Origin of the sequence: Pseudomonas hefeiensis, from assembly GCF_030687835.1 — a bacterium.
Classification (GTDB): Bacteria; Pseudomonadota; Gammaproteobacteria; order Pseudomonadales; family Pseudomonadaceae; genus Aquipseudomonas; species Aquipseudomonas hefeiensis.
On record NZ_CP117449.1, the window covers coordinates 1,888,173 to 1,904,532 of the forward strand.

At 61.2% G+C, this 16,360-nt stretch carries 15 protein-coding genes; 10 read left to right on the plus strand and 5 right to left on the minus strand.

The features are described from left to right. Positions 1 to 79 precede the first annotated feature (79 nt). Positions 80 to 2,257 carry a malate synthase G gene (locus PSH57_RS08385; protein WP_305388936.1) on the plus strand — a complete coding sequence of 726 codons (2,178 nt, stop codon included), beginning with the start codon at positions 80 to 82 and terminating at the stop codon, positions 2,255 to 2,257. A 241-nt stretch (positions 2,258 to 2,498) separates the two neighbouring features. Then, on the plus strand, positions 2,499 to 4,196 hold the full coding sequence (locus PSH57_RS08390; RefSeq protein ID WP_305388937.1) for an L-lactate permease: 1,698 nt from the start codon (positions 2,499 to 2,501) through the stop codon (positions 4,194 to 4,196). A 141-nt stretch (positions 4,197 to 4,337) separates the two neighbouring features. Here the strand turns inward: PSH57_RS08390 and PSH57_RS08395 are convergent, their stop codons facing one another. Beyond that, complete coding sequence (locus PSH57_RS08395; RefSeq protein WP_139049490.1) at positions 4,338 to 4,616, minus strand: short-chain dehydrogenase; 279 nt, start codon at positions 4,614 to 4,616, stop codon at positions 4,338 to 4,340. A 309-nt stretch (positions 4,617 to 4,925) separates the two neighbouring features. Between PSH57_RS08395 and PSH57_RS08400 the strand changes: the two genes are divergently transcribed. The 6 genes from PSH57_RS08400 (at position 4,926) to PSH57_RS08425 (ending at position 10,300) form a co-directional block, all read left to right on the plus strand. Beyond that, the gene (locus PSH57_RS08400; protein WP_305388938.1) at positions 4,926 to 7,118 is read left to right on the plus strand and encodes a GAF domain-containing hybrid sensor histidine kinase/response regulator; all 2,193 of its coding nucleotides are present in this window, start codon (positions 4,926 to 4,928) and stop codon (positions 7,116 to 7,118) included. Between the two features lie 799 nt (positions 7,119 to 7,917). After that, positions 7,918 to 8,340: a glycine zipper domain-containing protein gene (locus PSH57_RS08405; RefSeq protein ID WP_256232905.1), complete on the plus strand. Its 423-nt coding sequence runs from the start codon at positions 7,918 to 7,920 to the stop codon at positions 8,338 to 8,340. Between the two features lie 172 nt (positions 8,341 to 8,512). Continuing rightward, complete coding sequence (locus PSH57_RS08410; RefSeq protein ID WP_171061338.1) at positions 8,513 to 8,680, plus strand: hypothetical protein; 168 nt, start codon at positions 8,513 to 8,515, stop codon at positions 8,678 to 8,680. Positions 8,681 to 8,749: 69 nt separating this feature from the next. After that, on the plus strand, positions 8,750 to 8,953 hold the full coding sequence (locus PSH57_RS08415; RefSeq protein WP_305388939.1) for a hypothetical protein: 204 nt from the start codon (positions 8,750 to 8,752) through the stop codon (positions 8,951 to 8,953). 90 nt (positions 8,954 to 9,043) lie between these two features. Further along, positions 9,044 to 9,403, plus strand: a complete 360-nt coding sequence (locus PSH57_RS08420) for a hypothetical protein (protein WP_305388940.1) — start codon at positions 9,044 to 9,046, stop codon at positions 9,401 to 9,403. A 201-nt stretch (positions 9,404 to 9,604) separates the two neighbouring features. Continuing rightward, positions 9,605 to 10,300 carry an HAD-IA family hydrolase gene (locus PSH57_RS08425; RefSeq protein WP_305388942.1) on the plus strand — a complete coding sequence of 232 codons (696 nt, stop codon included), beginning with the start codon at positions 9,605 to 9,607 and terminating at the stop codon, positions 10,298 to 10,300. A gap of 71 nt (positions 10,301 to 10,371) precedes the next feature. On the opposite strand, the gene PSH57_RS08430 is transcribed toward PSH57_RS08425, so the two are convergent. Beyond that, positions 10,372 to 11,118 carry a 3-oxoacyl-ACP reductase family protein gene (locus PSH57_RS08430; protein WP_305388943.1) on the minus strand — a complete coding sequence of 249 codons (747 nt, stop codon included), beginning with the start codon at positions 11,116 to 11,118 and terminating at the stop codon, positions 10,372 to 10,374. 125 nt (positions 11,119 to 11,243) lie between these two features. Between PSH57_RS08430 and PSH57_RS08435 the strand changes: the two genes are divergently transcribed. After that, positions 11,244 to 12,167: a LysR family transcriptional regulator gene (locus tag PSH57_RS08435; protein ID WP_305388945.1), complete on the plus strand. Its 924-nt coding sequence runs from the start codon at positions 11,244 to 11,246 to the stop codon at positions 12,165 to 12,167. Between the two features lie 146 nt (positions 12,168 to 12,313). Here PSH57_RS08435 and PSH57_RS08440 read toward each other — a convergent pair whose 3' ends face one another. Together PSH57_RS08440 and PSH57_RS08445 are read right to left on the minus strand one after the other, a co-directional pair. Continuing rightward, positions 12,314 to 13,042, minus strand: coding sequence for an aspartate/glutamate racemase family protein (locus PSH57_RS08440; protein WP_305388947.1), 729 nt, complete (start codon positions 13,040 to 13,042; stop codon positions 12,314 to 12,316). Positions 13,043 to 13,183: 141 nt separating this feature from the next. Beyond that, on the minus strand, positions 13,184 to 13,924 hold the full coding sequence (locus PSH57_RS08445; RefSeq protein WP_305388948.1) for a phosphoadenylyl-sulfate reductase: 741 nt from the start codon (positions 13,922 to 13,924) through the stop codon (positions 13,184 to 13,186). Positions 13,925 to 14,096: 172 nt separating this feature from the next. On the opposite strand from PSH57_RS08445, the gene thrH reads away from it, so the two are divergent. After that, entirely contained in the window at positions 14,097 to 14,714 is a 618-nt protein-coding gene (thrH, locus tag PSH57_RS08450) for a bifunctional phosphoserine phosphatase/homoserine phosphotransferase ThrH (protein WP_256233274.1), read from the plus strand. Positions 14,715 to 14,913: 199 nt separating this feature from the next. Here thrH and pabB read toward each other — a convergent pair whose 3' ends face one another. Beyond that, complete coding sequence (pabB, locus tag PSH57_RS08455; protein ID WP_305388951.1) at positions 14,914 to 16,257, minus strand: aminodeoxychorismate synthase component I; 1,344 nt, start codon at positions 16,255 to 16,257, stop codon at positions 14,914 to 14,916. Between the last annotated feature and the right edge of the window lie 103 nt (positions 16,258 to 16,360).

Genomic DNA, 16,360 nt, shown 5'->3' on the forward strand with positions numbered 1-16,360 from the left:
CTTGTTCAGTGAGTCGCTTGCTCGGTGAGCCGCGCTGACACCTGACGCCGGCCATCTACTGTTTTTTTGGAGAGTGAAAATGACTGATCGCGTGAACTGCCAGCGTTTGCAAGTGGCCGTCAACCTGCAACGTTTCGTCGACGAGCAAGTGCTGCCCGGCACCGGGATTGAACGCGAGGCGTTCTGGGCCGGTTTCGACGCCCTGGTGCATGACCTGGCGCCGCACAATCGTGCGCTGCTGGCCGAGCGCGATGCGCTGCAGGCGAAGCTGGACAGCTGGCACCGCGCGCACCCAGGCCCGATCAGCGACATGGCGGCCTATCGCGACTTTCTCGAGTCCATCGGCTACCTGTTGCCGCAGCCAGACACGGTGCGGGTCAGCACCGCCAACGTCGACAGCGAAATCACCCACCAAGCCGGTCCACAGCTGGTAGTGCCGATGATGAATGCCCGCTACGCCTTGAACGCCGCCAATGCGCGCTGGGGTTCTTTGTACGATGCGTTGTACGGCACCGATGCCATCGCTGAAGACGGTGGTGCTCAAAAGGGCCCGGGCTACAACCAGGTGCGTGGTGACAAAGTCATCGCGTTCGCCCGCGCGTTTCTCGATCAGGCCGCGCCGCTGGGCATGGGTTCCCATGCCGATTCGGTCAATTACCGGGTCAGTGAGGGGCAACTGCAGGTGACCCTGGCTGACGGCACCCAGACCGGTTTGGCCCAGGCTGACAAGTTCGTCGGTTATCAGGGCCAGGCCAGCGCACCGACAGCGGTGCTGCTGAAAAACAACGGCCTGCACGTGGAAATCCAGATCGATGCCGGCAGCCTGATCGGCGCCAGCGATGGCGCAGGGGTCAAGGACCTGTTGGTGGAGTCCGCACTGTCGACCATTCTCGACTGCGAAGACTCCGTCGCGGCAGTCGATGCGGCCGATAAAGTGCTGATCTACCGCAACTGGCTCGGCCTGATGAAAGGCGACCTCAGCGAAGCGCTGGAAAAGGGCGGCAAGTCTATCGTGCGCCGTCTCAACCCGGACCGCGAGTACACCGCTGCCGCTGGCGGTGCGTTGACGCTACACGGCCGCTCGTTGCTGTTTGTGCGTAACGTCGGGCACCTGATGAGCAACCCGGCGATCCTCGACGGCGAAGGCCACGAGATCCCCGAAGGTATCCTCGACGGCGTGATGACCAGCTTGATCGCCCTGCATGACCTCCAGCGCCACGGGAACTCGCGTACCGGCAGCGTCTATATCGTCAAGCCGAAAATGCACGGCCCGGCTGAAGTGGCCTTTGCCGATCAGTTGTTCACGCGCATCGAGGACCTGCTGCAGTTGCCCCGGCACACCCTGAAGATGGGAATCATGGACGAGGAGCGCCGCACCAGTATCAACCTCAAGGCGTGTATCGCCAGCGCGGCGGCGCGGGTGGCCTTCATCAACACCGGCTTTCTCGACCGCACCGGTGATGAGATGCACACCGCCATGGAGGCCGGCGCAATGCTGCGCAAGGGCGATATGAAGGGCAGCGCCTGGATCCAGGCCTACGAGCGCAACAACGTGCTGGTTGGCTTGAGCTGCGGTCTGCGTGGCCGGGCGCAGATAGGTAAGGGAATGTGGGCCATGCCGGACCTGATGGCGGCCATGCTCGAGCAGAAGATCGCCCATCCCCAGGCCGGCGCCAATACGGCCTGGGTACCGTCGCCGACCGCCGCCACCTTGCATGCCTTGCACTACCATCAAGTGGATGTGCAGGCGGTGCAACGCGAGCTGGAAGCCATCGACCTCAACAGTCAGCGCGACGACCTGCTCAATGGCCTGCTCAGCGTGCCGGTGGTGGCCGAGCCTGACTGGAGCGCCAGCCAGATCCAGCAAGAGCTGGACAACAACTGCCAGGGCATCCTCGGCTATGTGGTGCGCTGGGTCGAGCAGGGCGTGGGTTGCTCCAAAGTGCCGGATATTCACAACGTCGGCCTGATGGAAGACCGCGCCACGCTGCGTATTTCCAGCCAGCACATTGCTAACTGGCTGCACCACAACGTCGTCAGCCAGACGCAGGTGCGCGCAAGCCTTGAGCGCATGGCCAAGGTGGTCGATCAGCAGAACGCCGGCGATCCGCTGTATCGCCCCATGGCCGCCGACTATGCTGCTTCGATGGCGTTCCAGGCCGCCTGCGACCTGGTGTTCAAGGGCCGCGAGCAACCCAGCGGCTACACCGAACCGCTGCTGCACGCCTGGCGTCTACGGTTCAAGCAACAGGCCTGAGGGAGGTTAATTGTCGAGGGTGCTGCGGTGTCCATCGTGACCGCAGCCCCGAAAACCCTTGCCTTAGCAGGGGCGCAATACAACAGGCCCCGACAGCCCATGGCTGCCGGGGCCCTTGAGCATGAGCGCGGCGACGGGTGATCCCTGTCGACGCGGTTCGCGGAGCACATGTGCTCTGGATGCGTGGCGCCGGAAACCCCCGGCAAACTGTGGTTCACAACAATAAAAAGGAACCAAAACCATGAGTCAAACACTGCTGTCCATCTTGGCCTTCGTACCGCTGGTACTGGCGGGCGTGTTACTGATCGGCTTTCGCTGGCCAGCCAAATACGCCATGCCCGTGGTTTTCGTACTTACGGCTCTGATCGGCCTTGGGGCCTGGGACATGACGTTGAATCGGGTCCTGGCGTCCTCGCTGCAGGGCCTCGTCCTCACGGCGGCGATCCTGTGGATTGTTTTCGGCGCCATTCTGTTGCTCAACACCCTCAAGCATTCCGGCGGCATCAGCTCCATTCGCCGTGGCTTTGCCAATATCAGCCCGGACCGGCGGGTCCAGGCGCTGATCGTGGCCTGGCTGTTCGGCTGCTTTATCGAGGGCGCTTCCGGCTTTGGTACGCCTGCCGCGGTAGTCGCGCCGTTGATGGTTGCGTTGGGCTTCCCGGCCATGGCTGCAGTGGTACTCGGCATGCTGGTGCAGTCCACGCCGGTGTCTTTTGGTGCCGTCGGCACACCCATGGTGGTCGGGGTCACCGGCGGCCTTGACCAGACTGGTCTCGGCGCGCAACTGGCTGCGGTCGGCAGCAACTGGGACGTGTTCTTCCATCTGATCGTCTCGCGGGTGGCGATCATCCATGCCCTTTGCGGGATTCTCATGCCGCTGATCATGATCAGCATCATGACCCGCTTCTTCGGCAAGAACCAATCCTGGCGCGAAGGCCTGGTCATGGCGCCGTTTGCGATCTTCACCGGGTTCGCCTTCGTCATTCCTTACGCAGCCGCCGGGGTGTTCCTCGGTCCGGAATTCCCCTCGATGATTGGTGCCCTGGTGGGCCTGAGCATTGTGATCCCGGCTGCCAAAGCGCGCTTCCTGTTGCCCAAGACCACCTGGGATTTTGCCCCGGCCAGCGAGTGGCCAGCGGAGTGGATGGGCAAGATCGAGATGAAACTCGACGACATGGCCGGCAAGAAAGCGATTTCCGTCCCCATGGCCTGGGCTCCCTATGTGCTGCTGGCCGTGTTGTTGGTGCTGTCGCGCAACATTCCACCGCTCAAGGCCTGGCTGCTGTCACTGAGCTTCGGGGCCAAAGACATTCTGGGTGAAACCGGCGTGTCTGCCAGCCTGGAATTGCTCTACCTGCCAGGTGGCCTGCTCTGCGTGGTTGCGCTGATGACATTCTTCTTGCACCGCATGCGCGCCAGCGAATTGGTTGCCGCCGTGAGCGAATCGAGCAAAACCTTGCTGGGCGCCGGTTTCGTGTTGATCTTCACCATCCCGATGGTGCGTATCCTGATCAACTCAGGGGTGAACGGATCGGACCTGGTGTCGATGCCGGTGGCAATGGCGCGTCTGGTCGCAGACAGTGTCGGCAGCGTGTACCCGTTCTTCGCCCCGGCGGTGGGCGCACTGGGCGCATTCATCGCCGGCTCCAACACCGTGTCCAACCTGATGCTGGCGCAGTTCCAGTTCAACACCGCGCACCTGTTGGGCATCTCTGGCGCGCTAATGGTGGCGTTGCAATCGGTAGGCGCGGCGGCCGGTAACATGATCGCCATCCACAACGTGGTGGCGGCGTCGGCGACAGTCGGCCTGCTGGGTCGCGAAGGCATCACCCTGCGCAAGACCATGCTGCCGACGCTGTACTACATCGTCCTGGCCGGTATCATCGGCATGATCGGCTTCTATTTGCTGGGTATCAGCGATCCGCTGATGAAATCCTGAAACCTGCCGGCTGCCCGCCGATGGGGCGGGCAGCTTCGGTCAGGCGAGTCCGCCTGAGCTAAACCAGCGCATCTGTTGACAGGTTGTAAATGAAAGCCCCTGATTCGTGATGAATCAGGGGGCTTTGTTGTGTCTGGCGTTTTATAGAAGGGTACCTGCCGGCGCCGCATCCAGCCGTCTTGCAATCACATCCATCACGTCGCAACCGTCCCGCAGTGGAATGCAGCAAAGCTGTGCCAAATCCTGAAGAGTCGCAGGGTCGACGCTCTGTTCATCACGCATCGCAAAATTCTCAAGAAACTGAGTAGCGGCGCGGATTCGGTAGGCGGCTGCATCGAGCAGGATGTGTAGCGGGGCGCAAGTATCGACATAGAGGGGTTGGTCGTCGGCGTTGCTGGTAAGGCTCATGTATTGGTTCATAAGTAAGCTCCACTGGATAGTTTTGCCCACTGCGGGTCGCCAAACCCGGTCGCCATTTTGGGCGACGCCGAGACTATAGGCGCCACCGCAAAAAATACGCAAGGGATTGATAGCGCGGAGGTTTCCCAATCACATGTGGGATATTTCCGTAGCTCAATTAGCCAGTTTCGCCATTCCTCCCCCATTTACGACCCTACACGTCCCACAATCCAATCGCGCATTCCCCTCCGGCGCGAGATAATACGGCCCGGCTTGGGGTCACAACCGCTTCCCCCTGATTGTATTGGCGACTGAGAGGGATCGATCGCAATGACAGACTGGCTGCAAAGCTATGGAGAGATGGCTGAACGGGTGCGCGGCCACGATTGGGAGGCCAGCCCGCTCGGGCCGCCGAAGCAGTGGCCCGATGTGCTGAAGACCACCGTAGCGCTGAGCCTCGCCTCTCATTTTCCCCAGGCCATCGTGTGGGGACCGGACCTGATCACGTTGTACAACGATGCCTTCGTGCCCATCCTCGGCCATAAACCCCAAGCGCTGGGCCGGCGGTTCGATGAGGTGTGGAAGGAAGTCTGGAGCGACATCGGCCCGATTGTGCGGGCGGCTTTCGAGGGGCAGGCGACTTATATCGAGAACTTCCCTCTGATCATCGAGCGTGGCGGCGGCCTGGAACAGGCGTACTTCACGTTCTGCTACAGCCCCATCCGTGATCAGTTCGGCAAGGTCGTGGGCATGCTGGACACCGTCACCGAGACCACCTCCACGGTGTTCATGACCCAACGCCTGGCGGTGCTGGATGCCATTGGCAATGCCGTGGCGAATGCCACCGACCCGCAGGCCATCATGGCAACCACCACGCGGATTCTGGCGGCGCACCTGAACCTGTCCAATTGCGCCTATGCGGATATGGATGAGGACGAGGATGGCTTCACCATTCGCGGTGATTGGGCTCGGGCGGGGTCACCCAGTATTGTCGGGCATTACCGGCTGGCGGATTTCGGTCGGCTGGCGGTTGCCAACCTGCGGGCCGGCAAACCACTGGTGGTCAACGATAACCTCAAGGAGCTGGCGCCCGAGGAAGCGGCGACGTTCCAGGCGATCGGTATCGCCGCGACCATTTGCGTGCCGCTGATCAAGAACGGACGTTTGACCGCATTGATGGCCATCCACGATAAAACCCCGCGGGTCTGGTCCAGCAACGATCTGGCGCTGCTGATGGAAGTGACCGAGCGCTCCTGGGCTCACATCGAGCGGACCCGTGCGGACGCCGCCGTGCGCGAGGGGCTCACGGCCCTGGCGGAACTGAACGCGACGCTGGAGCAGCGGGTCGAGGAACGCACCACGCGCCTGAAGCAGACCGAAGCGGCCCTGCGCCAGTCGCAGAAACTTGAAGCCATCGGCCAGCTCACCGGCGGCGTGGCCCACGACTTCAACAACCTGTTGACGATCATTCGTTCCTCCGTCGACTTTCTGCGCATGCCCAACCTGTCCGATGAGCGTCGCAACCGCTACATGACGGCGGTGTCCGAGACGGTGGAGCGTGCCGCCAAGCTGACCAGCCAGTTGCTCGCCTTCGCCCGGCGTCAGCCGTTGAAGCCGCAAGTCATCGATGTGGGCAAGCAGGTGCAAAGCCTCGGCGACATGCTGCAAACCGTCACGGGCGCGCGGATTCAGGTCAAGGTCGAACTGAGCAACCGGCCTTGTTACATCCGCGCTGACGTGAGCCAGTTTGAAACGGCGCTGATCAACATGGCCCTCAATGCCAGGGATGCCATGGACGGGCAAGGCACGCTGTCGCTGCGGCTCATTGGCGGTGCTGGCATGCCGCCGATCCGTGGTCACTCGGGAGCCGGGCAGTCTTTTGCCGCCATTGCTCTGGCGGACACCGGCACCGGTATTGCGGCAGAAGTCCTGGAGCATATTTTCGAGCCGTTTTTTACCACCAAGGAGGTGGGCAAGGGCACCGGGCTGGGGTTGTCCCAAGTGTTTGGCTTTGCCAAACAGTCTGGCGGCAATGTGGATGTTTCGACCGTGGTTGGGGAGGGCACGGTGTTTACCTTGTACCTGCCGGAAGTCGAGCCTGAAGAGATTCATGAGCCCATTCAGGAGGAAACCACGCCCCTGCTGCTGGAAAAGGGCAAGCGTCGGGTGTTGATCGTGGAGGACAACCTGGAGGTCGGGCGTTTTGCCAATCAGATCCTGCAGGATCTGGGCTACGAAACGGCCTGGGCGACCAATGCCGAGGAGGCACTGGACATGGTTGGCCCGGATGCGATGGCGTTCGACGCGATATTCTCCGACGTCGTCATGCCCGGCATCAGTGGGATTGCCCTGGCCAAGGCACTGCGCCGGCGCCGCCCGGATCTGCCGGTGGTTCTGACGTCGGGTTATAGCGAAGAGTTGGCTCACCGTGGCCACGAAGATTTCGAGTTTCTATCCAAGCCCTATTCGGCCGATCAGGTTTCCCGGATTTTAAGCCGCACGATGGCCGGGCGGATTGAATAAAGCTGTCCGTGCGCAAATCACGCAGCTCCATTCGTCGGCCAAACGTCTACCTGAATAATCAGTCCGTTGATGACCGGCTAGTCTGAAAGTCGTGAAGGCCGATATTTTTCAGGCAACGGGTTGTTGCCGGTGTGGGCCTCGACGAAAAGGGGAAAGGCGATGGGAGCACCGTACAGCGAGGATAACGGAGCCGCATATCCGATCAATGAAGGTTTGCAGTGTGGTCAATCGGCCTACAGGGCTGACTTTGGCGACGAGCCGATCAAATCCATCAGGACCAAGGTGTCAAAAGTGCCGCGAGGGGAAAAGGCCAAGTTCCTGCCCAGGGTCCCGGTCAGCAAGTAATGTTACAACTCTTCAATGCAGCCCCGTCATCGTGGCGAGGGAGCTTGCTCCCGCTGGGCTGCGCAGCAGCCCCCAAACCAGGCAACTCGGTGTGCCAGGAAGATTGACTTAACTGCTTTAGGGCTGCTGCGCAGCCCAACGGGGCGGTGCGACGCTTCGCTAAATCCCCTCGCCACAACACCATTCCAGCCTCTGGCAAAAAAAATCCTCATCTTTTTTCTCGCGACGGTTTCTTTCACGTTTCTTTCACAACCGCACGCGTAGTCTTGGCTCATCCGTTAGAAAGCAGTAAAAGCAGTACCTGCCCGTTTCCCCAGCGGGCTTTTTTTTGCCTGTCATAAAACTACCTCACCGATTGTTGTCCAACTGACATGGCCCAACGCTATCTGGCGTAGACTGACGCCCGCGCGCGCTGGCCATCTTTCCCCGATGCGGCATTCTTGAGGTTTTTATCATGCGTTTAACTTTATCCAGCTTGGTACTTGGGCTTTTGGTTGCTCAGGGCGCTATGGCCGCCGGCGACGGCACTGCCGCGGTTGGCGGTGGCCTGGGCGGTGCGTTGGGTAACGTAGTCGGCCAGCAGATGGGCGGCAGCACAGGCGCGGCCATTGGCGCCGGTGTCGGCGGTGCAGCCGGCAGTGCGGTGGGGGCTCGTAAGGGCAGCCGTACGGAAGCGGCGATTGGCGGTGGCTTGGGGTCGGCCGGTGGTTCGATTGTCGGTAACAGCCTGGGCGGCTCGACGGGCTCCACCATCGGCGCAGGCATTGGTGGCGCGGCGGGTGGTGCGTTGGGCAGCAACCTGTCCAATGACAATGATGGTCATTCGGGTGGTAAGAAGCACAAACACAAGAACAAGCATAAGAACAAGCATCGTTAATCTGGTGTTTGGATGAGAAAGACCCGGCCTTGAGCCGGGTTTTTTGTTCTCAATAGGTTCGCAGCTTATCTGCTCACAGTCCTGTGGCGTTTCTTTGCGTGGTTATTCACCGGAACGTTTCCCCTCTCTGCACCTCGAATTCATACACCCATCAGCAATTGAGAGGTACGTCATGACCCCGGAAACCGAAGGTACGGAAGAAAAAGGCCCCTCGGGCGTTCCTTTCGTCAATGACCCGGGCAATGAAGACCCCGGCTCGCTGATGGACGACGCCCAAGTGCCCTTGATCGAGGGTGAGGAGGTTGAAGACGCTGAGATTGAGGACGAGTCCTACGATTGAAGTCGCTCAAGCTGACTGTCTGTGTTCTCAAAACTGCATGGCGTGTTGTCCCGTCATCAGGAGGTTGCCATGACTGCCGATTCGCCTGTCCCTGACGATGATGAAACCCCGGAATACCCGCTACCCTCGCCAACCGACTCCCTGAGTCGGGACCAGCGGCCGCCTGACGACGAAGCCGGGGTAGAGCAAGTGCCGAGTGAGGGTGAGGATATCGAGGCGAGCCCGGACGATCCGGACATTGCCGGTAACGACGCCTCTGGCGAACCGAGCTGATTGCCGGTTCCGCCCGTCGATTTATCGGCACCATCGGTCAGGCACGATTGCCACACATCAGGTAGGTAACCTTAAAAAGGGAGACTCACCATGATGAAATCAAATGTGACAGCGCTGACTCTGGCCGGGATTCTGTCGGTCAGTTCCATTACAGTTTTCGCCGAGACTTCGGGCGGCAATCCCCCTGTAGATAAGGGCGGGATGCCACCCTCCACCGAGATGGAAGCCGGCACCCCCTCGGGCACGGGGGGCGCTTTGCCGCCGGGTTCAGTGGAGGGCGGTAATGGCAGCGACGCCAGTGGTAGCAGCACCAGTCCTGGCACGGGCAGCGACTCAATGAGCGGCGGCAGTTCCATGGGCGGCGATTCCTCCAGCAGCGGAACCGGGGCCGGAACCAGCGACAGCGGTGGTAGCTCCGGTGACGGCGGTTCGAGTGGTTCCAGCCAATAACGCATCGCTTATCAACTGAACCTGATCTTTGTTATGGCGAGGGGGCACGCTCCCTCGCCTATGACCGTCGCCCACACAGATTTCCCATTGCCTGTACCAAGCCCCTCTCGTTATCCTGCTGAATCCTTTAAGGCGAACACTTTTGCCTTGGCCAAACCGGGGCCATCTCTGGAACCTTGTGTTGATAACGGATCAGATGCGATGAAAGCACCGCTGCAAGAGTTTGGCCCGATCAAGGCTGTGATTTTCGACATGGATGGGCTGTTGCTGGACACCGAGGGCATTTACACCGAGGTGACTTCCATCATCGCCGAGCGCTACGGGCGCACGTTCGACTGGAGCGTCAAGCAGAACATCATCGGGCGCGGTGCCGGGGATCTGGCCAACTATGTGGTCCAGGCGCTGGAGTTGCCGATCACCCCGGAAGAATTCCTGGTGATCCGCGAGCCCTTGATGCGCGAACGCTTTCCGCACGCCCTGGCGATGCCCGGCGCTGAAGAGTTGGTGCGCCATTTGAAGGCCCATGACGTTCCGATTGCGGTGGGCACCAGTTCGTCGAGCCAGTCGTTTGCGCTGAAAACCACGCTGCACCGGGACTGGTTCGCGTTGTTCGATTTCATCGTCACGGCGGATGACCCGGAGGTCGGCGCGGCGAAACCGGCACCGGATATCTTCCTGACAGCCGCCCGACGCCTGGGTGTTGCACCCCGCGATTGCCTGGTGTTCGAGGATTCACCGTTCGGGGTGACCGCGGCGAAAGCGGCGGGGATGACCGCCATTGCCATTCCGGATTCGGCCATGGCCGATGAAAAATACGCCCATGCCGACGCGATCATTCGTTCCCTGAACATGTTCCAGCCAGGCCTGTGTGGTTTGCCAGAACTGGAATGGGCCTGACGACACAGCGACCCATAATAAAAAACGCCGATCATGGTAGAACCCATGACCGGCGTTTTTTATGGCCTGGATCAGGCGCCGAAACCCCCGTCGATAGTCAGGCTGGCACCGGTGATGTAAGCCGCTTCCGGGCCTGCCAGGTAGGCGACGAAACTGGCGATTTCTTCGACGGTGCCGTAACGGCCGATCGCCATCAATGCCATCAGGCTAGGGGCGAAATCGCCGTCGGCCGGGTTCATGTCGGTGTCCACCGGGCCGGGCTGCACGTTGTTGACGGTAATGCCGCGCGGGCCCAGGTCGCGGGCCAGGCCTTTGGTCAGGCCCACCAGGGCGGACTTGCTCATGGCATAGGGGCCACCGCCGGCGAAGGGCATGCGGTCGGCGTTGGTGCTGCCGATGTTGATGACTCGTCCACCTTCGCTCATGTGCCGAGCCGCTGCCTGGGTGGCGATGAATACGCTACGCACGTTGATCGCCAGGGTCTGGTCGAAGTCTTCGAGTTTGAACTCGTCCAGCGGTGCCATCGCCAGCACGCCGGCGTTGTTGACCAGGATGTCCAGCCGGCCAAAGGCTTCGACGGTGGCATTGACGGCGTTGCGGATGGCCTCTGCGTCGGCGCTGTCGGCCTTGATTGCCAGGGCCTTGCCGCCGGCTGCGATGATACTGTTCTGCAGTTCTTCGGACTTGGCCGCGGAGCTGACGTAGGTGAAGGCCACGGCGGCGCCTTCTGCTGCCAGGCGCTTGACGATGGCGGCGCCGATGCCGCGAGAACCGCCCTGGATCAAGGCGACTTTACCGCTCAGTGCTTGGTTACTCATGATGATCTCCAAAAAGTGCCGGGGCGAGATGCCGCGGTGATGGGGCGAGTATCAAGAAGGTGCGGTGGGCTGTGTAGACCGCCATTGCTATAGTCTGTCTAAACCAAAAGTTTAGAGTGAGTCTCATGGAGACCTTCAACAGTATCGAATGTTTTGTGCGCAGCGCCGAAGTCGGCAGTTTTGCCGAGGCGGCGCGACGTTTGAGCGTGACCCCGGCCGCGGTGGGTAAAAGCGTCGCCAAGCTGGAGGCTCGAATGGGCGTACGCCTGTTCCAGCGCAGCACCCGCAGCCTGAGGCTGACCGAAGCCGGCCAGTTGTTCTTGAGGGAGGTCGGCAGCAGCTTCAACACCATTCAGAACGCCGTCGCCAACCTGGCCAGCGCCGGAGGGCAACCGGCAGGGACGCTGAAGGTGAGCATGGGCACGGCGTTCGGCCGATTGTTTGTCGTGCCGTTGCTGGGGGAATTTCTGCGACGTTATCCGGCGATCAACCCGGACTGGCATTTCGATAATCGCCAGGTGGACCTGATCGGCCAGGGCTTCGATGCGGCCATTGGTGGCGGCTTCGAGTTGCCCCAGGGGGTGGTGGCGCGCAAATTGACGGTGGCTCATCGAGTGCTGGTTGCCTCAACCGAGTACCTGCAAACCCATGCCGCGGTGACAGAGCCGGAAGATCTTTCACAGCATCAAGGCATCCTGATTCGTTCACCACAAACCGGGCGCGTGCGTTCCTGGCAACTGACCAGCCGTAATCGGGAACACAGCCCGCTGACGCTCAAGACGCGCATGACCATGAGTGATTCGGAAGCCGATTGCGCCGCCGCCGCCCAAGGGCTGGGCATCGGGCTGGTGAGCATGCCGATCGCCGTTCCCTTTCTGGAAACCGGGGCGCTGCAGCGGGTGCTGCCGGACTGGTATGTAGACGATGGCAACATCTCCATCTACTACGCCGAGCACAAACTGTTGCCGGGCAAGACCCGGGCGTTTGTGGATTTCATCATCGAGCAGTTTGCCGGGCAGGGGTTGGCGCGGCGGTTTAGTGCGGTTTGAGCTGGGCTCTGGGCTGGGTTGCTCCCATCGCGAGCAGGCTCGCTCCCACACGGGTTTTGTGGTGATCGCACATGTTGCGTCCACCCAAAATCCCTGTGGGAGCGAGCCTGCTCGCGATGGGAGCGATGCGATTCAGAGCGGTGAACTCACCGCCCAAACCGCCCCGGCCAGCCAATGATGGTCTTGGGCCGAGGCGTGGCATAGGTGCGCACTTTCGAGGTGGATAACCCCAGCCGTACCAGGGATTCGGCAATGGTCACCGCCGCCGTCACGCCATCGACCACCGGCACCCCGGTGCGCTGGCGGATCTGCTCACCGAGCCCGGCCATGCCGCCGCAACCCAGGCAGATCACTTCGGCCTTGTCCTGACTGATCGCCAGCTCTGCCTGTTGCACGATGGCTTCGACCGCCCGTTGCGGGTCTTGCTCAAGCTCCAGCACCGCCAGGCCACTGGCGCGCACCGAGGCGCAGCGATCGAACAGGCCGGAGAGCTTGAGGCGGTCTTCGATCAGCGGCACGGTGCGGTCCAGAGTCGTGACCACCGAATAGGCGTGACCCAGGAACATCGCGGTGCTGGCGCCAGCGTCGGTGATGTCCACCACCGGCACATTGAGCAGTTCCTGCAAGCCTTCGCGCCCATGTTCGCCGTAACCGGCCTGGATTACCGCATCAAACGGTTGATCGTAGGACATCACCCGGTCCATCACCGCAATGGCGGCCAGGTAGCTTTCGAAATTGCCTTCGATTGAGTCGGCGCCGAAGTAGGGCGTGAGCCCGACGATCTCGGTGCCCGGCGCGGCCACGGCCTGGGCTTGTTGGGCGATGGCCTGGGTGATGGATTCGGTGGTGTTGACGTTGACTACAAGAATTCGCATGAGCTGTCCTTTTCCATAAGCGCAAGTAGGCGGCCCGTCTGGCGGGCCGTTTTAACAATCAGCGGCAGAGGTTATCCACAGGGATGGAAAAATGTCAGGTTCTTGCGGTCCGCATGGTTTTTGTAGGCACTGCGGTTTTTTTCAGGCCTTGGATTTGCTGATGATATTGCCAGCGTGCAGCCCGCATTCTTTCTGCGTGGCTTCTTCCCACCACCAACGGCCTTCGCGTTCATGCTGGTTCGGCAGCACCGGGCGGGTGCAGGGCTCGCAGCCGATGCTGATGAAGCCGCGTTCATGCAGGCTGTTGTAGGGCAGTTCCAACATGCGGATGTAGCCCCAGACTTCTTCGCTGGTCATCTGCGACAGCGGGTTGAACTTGTACAGGGTGCGCTCAGGGGTGGAAAACGCCGTGTCGATTTCCAGTGCGGCTACCTGGCTGCGGGTGCCGGGGCTCTGGTCGCGACGCTGGCCGGTGGCCCAGGCGCGGACATCGGACAGCTTGCGCCGCAGCGGCTCGATCTTGCGAATGCCGCAGCACTCGCCGTGACCGTCCTTGTAGAAGCTGAACAGGCCTTTTTCCTTCACGAAGGGCTCGAGTTTCGCCGGGTCCGGCGAGATCAGTTCGATATCGATCTTGTAGTGTTCGCGCACCTGTTCGATGAACCGATAGGTTTCCGGGTGCAGGCGACCGGTGTCGAGGCTGAACACCTTGACGTTCTTGTTCAGCTTCCAGGCCATGTCCACCAGCACCACGTCTTCGGCGCCGCTGAAAGATATCCACAGGTCATCGCCGAATTCGGCGAAGGCCAGTTTGAGGATGTCCTGTGGGGACTTGTTGGCATAGGTCGTGGCGAGTTCCACGACGTCAAACGTTGGGCTCATCAGGGCGGCTTCCTACAGGTCGGTGGCGCTGGGCGCTCTATATGGGGCTGATGGTAACAAAAGCTGTCGGGGCTGGCGCGCTCCTGTGCGTTGCGCAGGCATCGACGAATGGCTAGAGTCGGCAGTCCTTTTGTTCGCTCAACCGATAAACAGCAAAAAATGGGAGTGTCTTGTGGAAATTGCCTGTCTCGACCTGGAAGGTGTGCTGGTCCCGGAAATCTGGATCGCCTTCGCTGAAAAAACCGGTATTGAATCCCTCAGGGCAACCACGCGGGACATTCCCGACTACGACGTGTTGATGAAGCAACGGTTGCGCATCCTCGATGAGCACGGCCTCAAGCTCTCCGATATTCAGGAAGTCATCGCCACCCTCAAGCCGCTGGACGGCGCCATTGAGTTTGTCGACTGGCTGCGCGAGCGCTTCCAGGTGGTGATTCTTTCCGACACCTTCTACGAATTCTCCCAACCCCTGATGCGTCAGTTGGGTTTTCCAACGTTGCTCTGCCATCGTCTGATTACTGATGACAGCGGGCGGGTAAGCGGATACCAGCTGCGTCAGAAAGATCCCAAGCGCCAGTCGGTATTGGCCTTCAAGAGCCTGTACTACCGGGTGATCGCCGCAGGGGACTCCTACAACGACACCACGATGCTGGGTGAAGCCGATGCCGGGATTCTGTTCCATGCGCCGGACAATGTGATTCAAGAGTTCCCGCAATTCCCGGCAGTGCACAGTTTTGCCGAATTGAAGCAGGAATTCATCAAGGCCTCGAACCGTAGCCTGAGCCTGTAAGACTGTCGCAAGACCTGTGTGGGCTTGCTCGCGAAAGCGGTGTCTCAGCCAGCATGGATGGTGACTGACACGACGTCATCGCGGGCAAGCCTTGCTCCCACAGGGGTATGACGCAATCCTGTGGGAGCGCACCTGCTCAGCCTTGCTCCCACAGGGGGATGACGCGAGCCTGTGGGAGCAAGGCTTGCCCGCGATGCTTTTAGAGGTCTTGCAAGGTTTCGAGCAAGACCCGAACCTTGGTAATCGACTCCTGATACTCAGCCTGCCAGTCCGAATCCGCGACAATCCCGCCGCCGCCCCAGCAACACACCTGTCCATCCTTGACCAGCAAGCTGCGAATGGCGATGGAGCTGTCCATCTCCCCGCGCACGTCCAGGTACAGCAACGAGCCGCAATACAGCCCGCGGCGGGTCGGTTCGAGTTCGTCGATGATCTGCATGGCGCGGATTTTCGGTGCGCCGGTGATCGAGCCGCCGGGAAAACTGCCCGCGATCAAGTCCAGAGCGTCCTTGGCGTCGGCCAACTCGCCGGTCACGCTGCTGACCAGATGGTGGACGTTGGGGTAGCTTTCCAGGCTGAACAACTCCGGCACGTGCACCGAGCCGATGCGGCAGGTGCGGCCCAGATCGTTGCGCAGCAGATCGACGATCATCAGGTTTTCCGCCCGGTCCTTGGCGCTGGCCAGCAGCTCGGCGGCCTGTGCGGCGTCTTCCTCAGGCGTTGCGCCGCGTGGGCGCGTGCCCTTGATCGGTCGGGTTTCCACATGGCCTTCGCTGACCTTGACGAAGCGTTCCGGCGACAGACTCAGCACCGCGCCGCCATCGGGCAAGCTCTGGAAACCGGAAAACGGCGTCGGGCAAGCCGCCCGCAGCGCCTGGTAGGCGACCCAGGCATCGCCTTGGCACGGGGCGCGGAAGCGCTGGGCGAAGTTGACCTGATAGCAGTCACCGGCCTGGATATAGGCCTGGATCCGTTCGAACGCCTGGCGATAGGCATCGCTATCGAGGTCGGGCGCCATGGGCGCTTCAAGGCTGAAGGCGGTCACAGGCGCTGAGGTTGGCTGGCTGAACAGCGCAATCAGGCGCTGGCGTTCGCTGTCGGCGCAGTGAGGGTGAAACACCAGCTGGCTGGTCCCGGCCTGATGGTCGGTGACCAGCGCCCAGTCGTACACGCCGAACCGTGCGTCGGGCAGGTGCAGATCGTCTTTGGCGTGGGACGGCAGGGTTTCGAGGTGTCGGCCGAAGTCGTAGCTCAGGTAGCCGATCAGGCCGCCTGCGAAGGGCAATTGCACCGAAGCCGGCAGTACAGCTCGCCCCAATTGCGTCAGATGAATGCGCAGGCGTTGCAGGAAATCGGCACCGCTCTCGTCTGGCAATACCGCCAGATGTTCCAGCGGCCAGGCACTGAGCAAATCATAGCGTCCGCGTTCGGCGCTTGGCCGGCCGCTGTCGAGCAGCACACTGCCCGGGGCATGACGGATCACCGCGAAATACTCGGCGGGGTTGGCGCGGTAGGGCAGCGGGTGTACGGAGCAGGTTGGCATGGGCGGGGCGGGTCAGCCGTTCAGGCGGGGTGGCGATTGTAATCCCTCTGTAGGATTTGCTCCTAGAGGGATGTCGGAGATGAGTAAGTATGGGGCCATCGAA

Bases quoted from the DNA above. Each gene is read 5' to 3' on its own strand.
- PSH57_RS08385 (WP_305388936.1), top strand. From the start codon at position 80: ATGACTGATCGCGTGAACTGCCAGCGTTTGCAAGTGGCCGTCAACCTG.
- PSH57_RS08440 (WP_305388947.1), bottom strand. From the start codon at position 13,042: ATGCGAATTCTTGTAGTCAACGTCAACACCACCGAATCCATCACCCAG.
- PSH57_RS08435 (WP_305388945.1), top strand. From the start codon at position 11,244: ATGGAGACCTTCAACAGTATCGAATGTTTTGTGCGCAGCGCCGAAGTC.
- PSH57_RS08445 (WP_305388948.1), bottom strand. From the start codon at position 13,924: ATGAGCCCAACGTTTGACGTCGTGGAACTCGCCACGACCTATGCCAAC.
- PSH57_RS08410 (WP_171061338.1), top strand. From the start codon at position 8,513: ATGACCCCGGAAACCGAAGGTACGGAAGAAAAAGGCCCCTCGGGCGTT.
- PSH57_RS08420 (WP_305388940.1), top strand. From the start codon at position 9,044: ATGATGAAATCAAATGTGACAGCGCTGACTCTGGCCGGGATTCTGTCG.
- pabB (WP_305388951.1), bottom strand. From the start codon at position 16,257: ATGCCAACCTGCTCCGTACACCCGCTGCCCTACCGCGCCAACCCCGCC.
- PSH57_RS08430 (WP_305388943.1), bottom strand. From the start codon at position 11,118: ATGAGTAACCAAGCACTGAGCGGTAAAGTCGCCTTGATCCAGGGCGGT.
- PSH57_RS08390 (WP_305388937.1), top strand. From the start codon at position 2,499: ATGAGTCAAACACTGCTGTCCATCTTGGCCTTCGTACCGCTGGTACTG.
- PSH57_RS08425 (WP_305388942.1), top strand. From the start codon at position 9,605: ATGAAAGCACCGCTGCAAGAGTTTGGCCCGATCAAGGCTGTGATTTTC.
- PSH57_RS08395 (WP_139049490.1), bottom strand. From the start codon at position 4,616: ATGAACCAATACATGAGCCTTACCAGCAACGCCGACGACCAACCCCTC.
- PSH57_RS08400 (WP_305388938.1), top strand. From the start codon at position 4,926: ATGACAGACTGGCTGCAAAGCTATGGAGAGATGGCTGAACGGGTGCGC.
- PSH57_RS08405 (WP_256232905.1), top strand. From the start codon at position 7,918: ATGCGTTTAACTTTATCCAGCTTGGTACTTGGGCTTTTGGTTGCTCAG.
- PSH57_RS08415 (WP_305388939.1), top strand. From the start codon at position 8,750: ATGACTGCCGATTCGCCTGTCCCTGACGATGATGAAACCCCGGAATAC.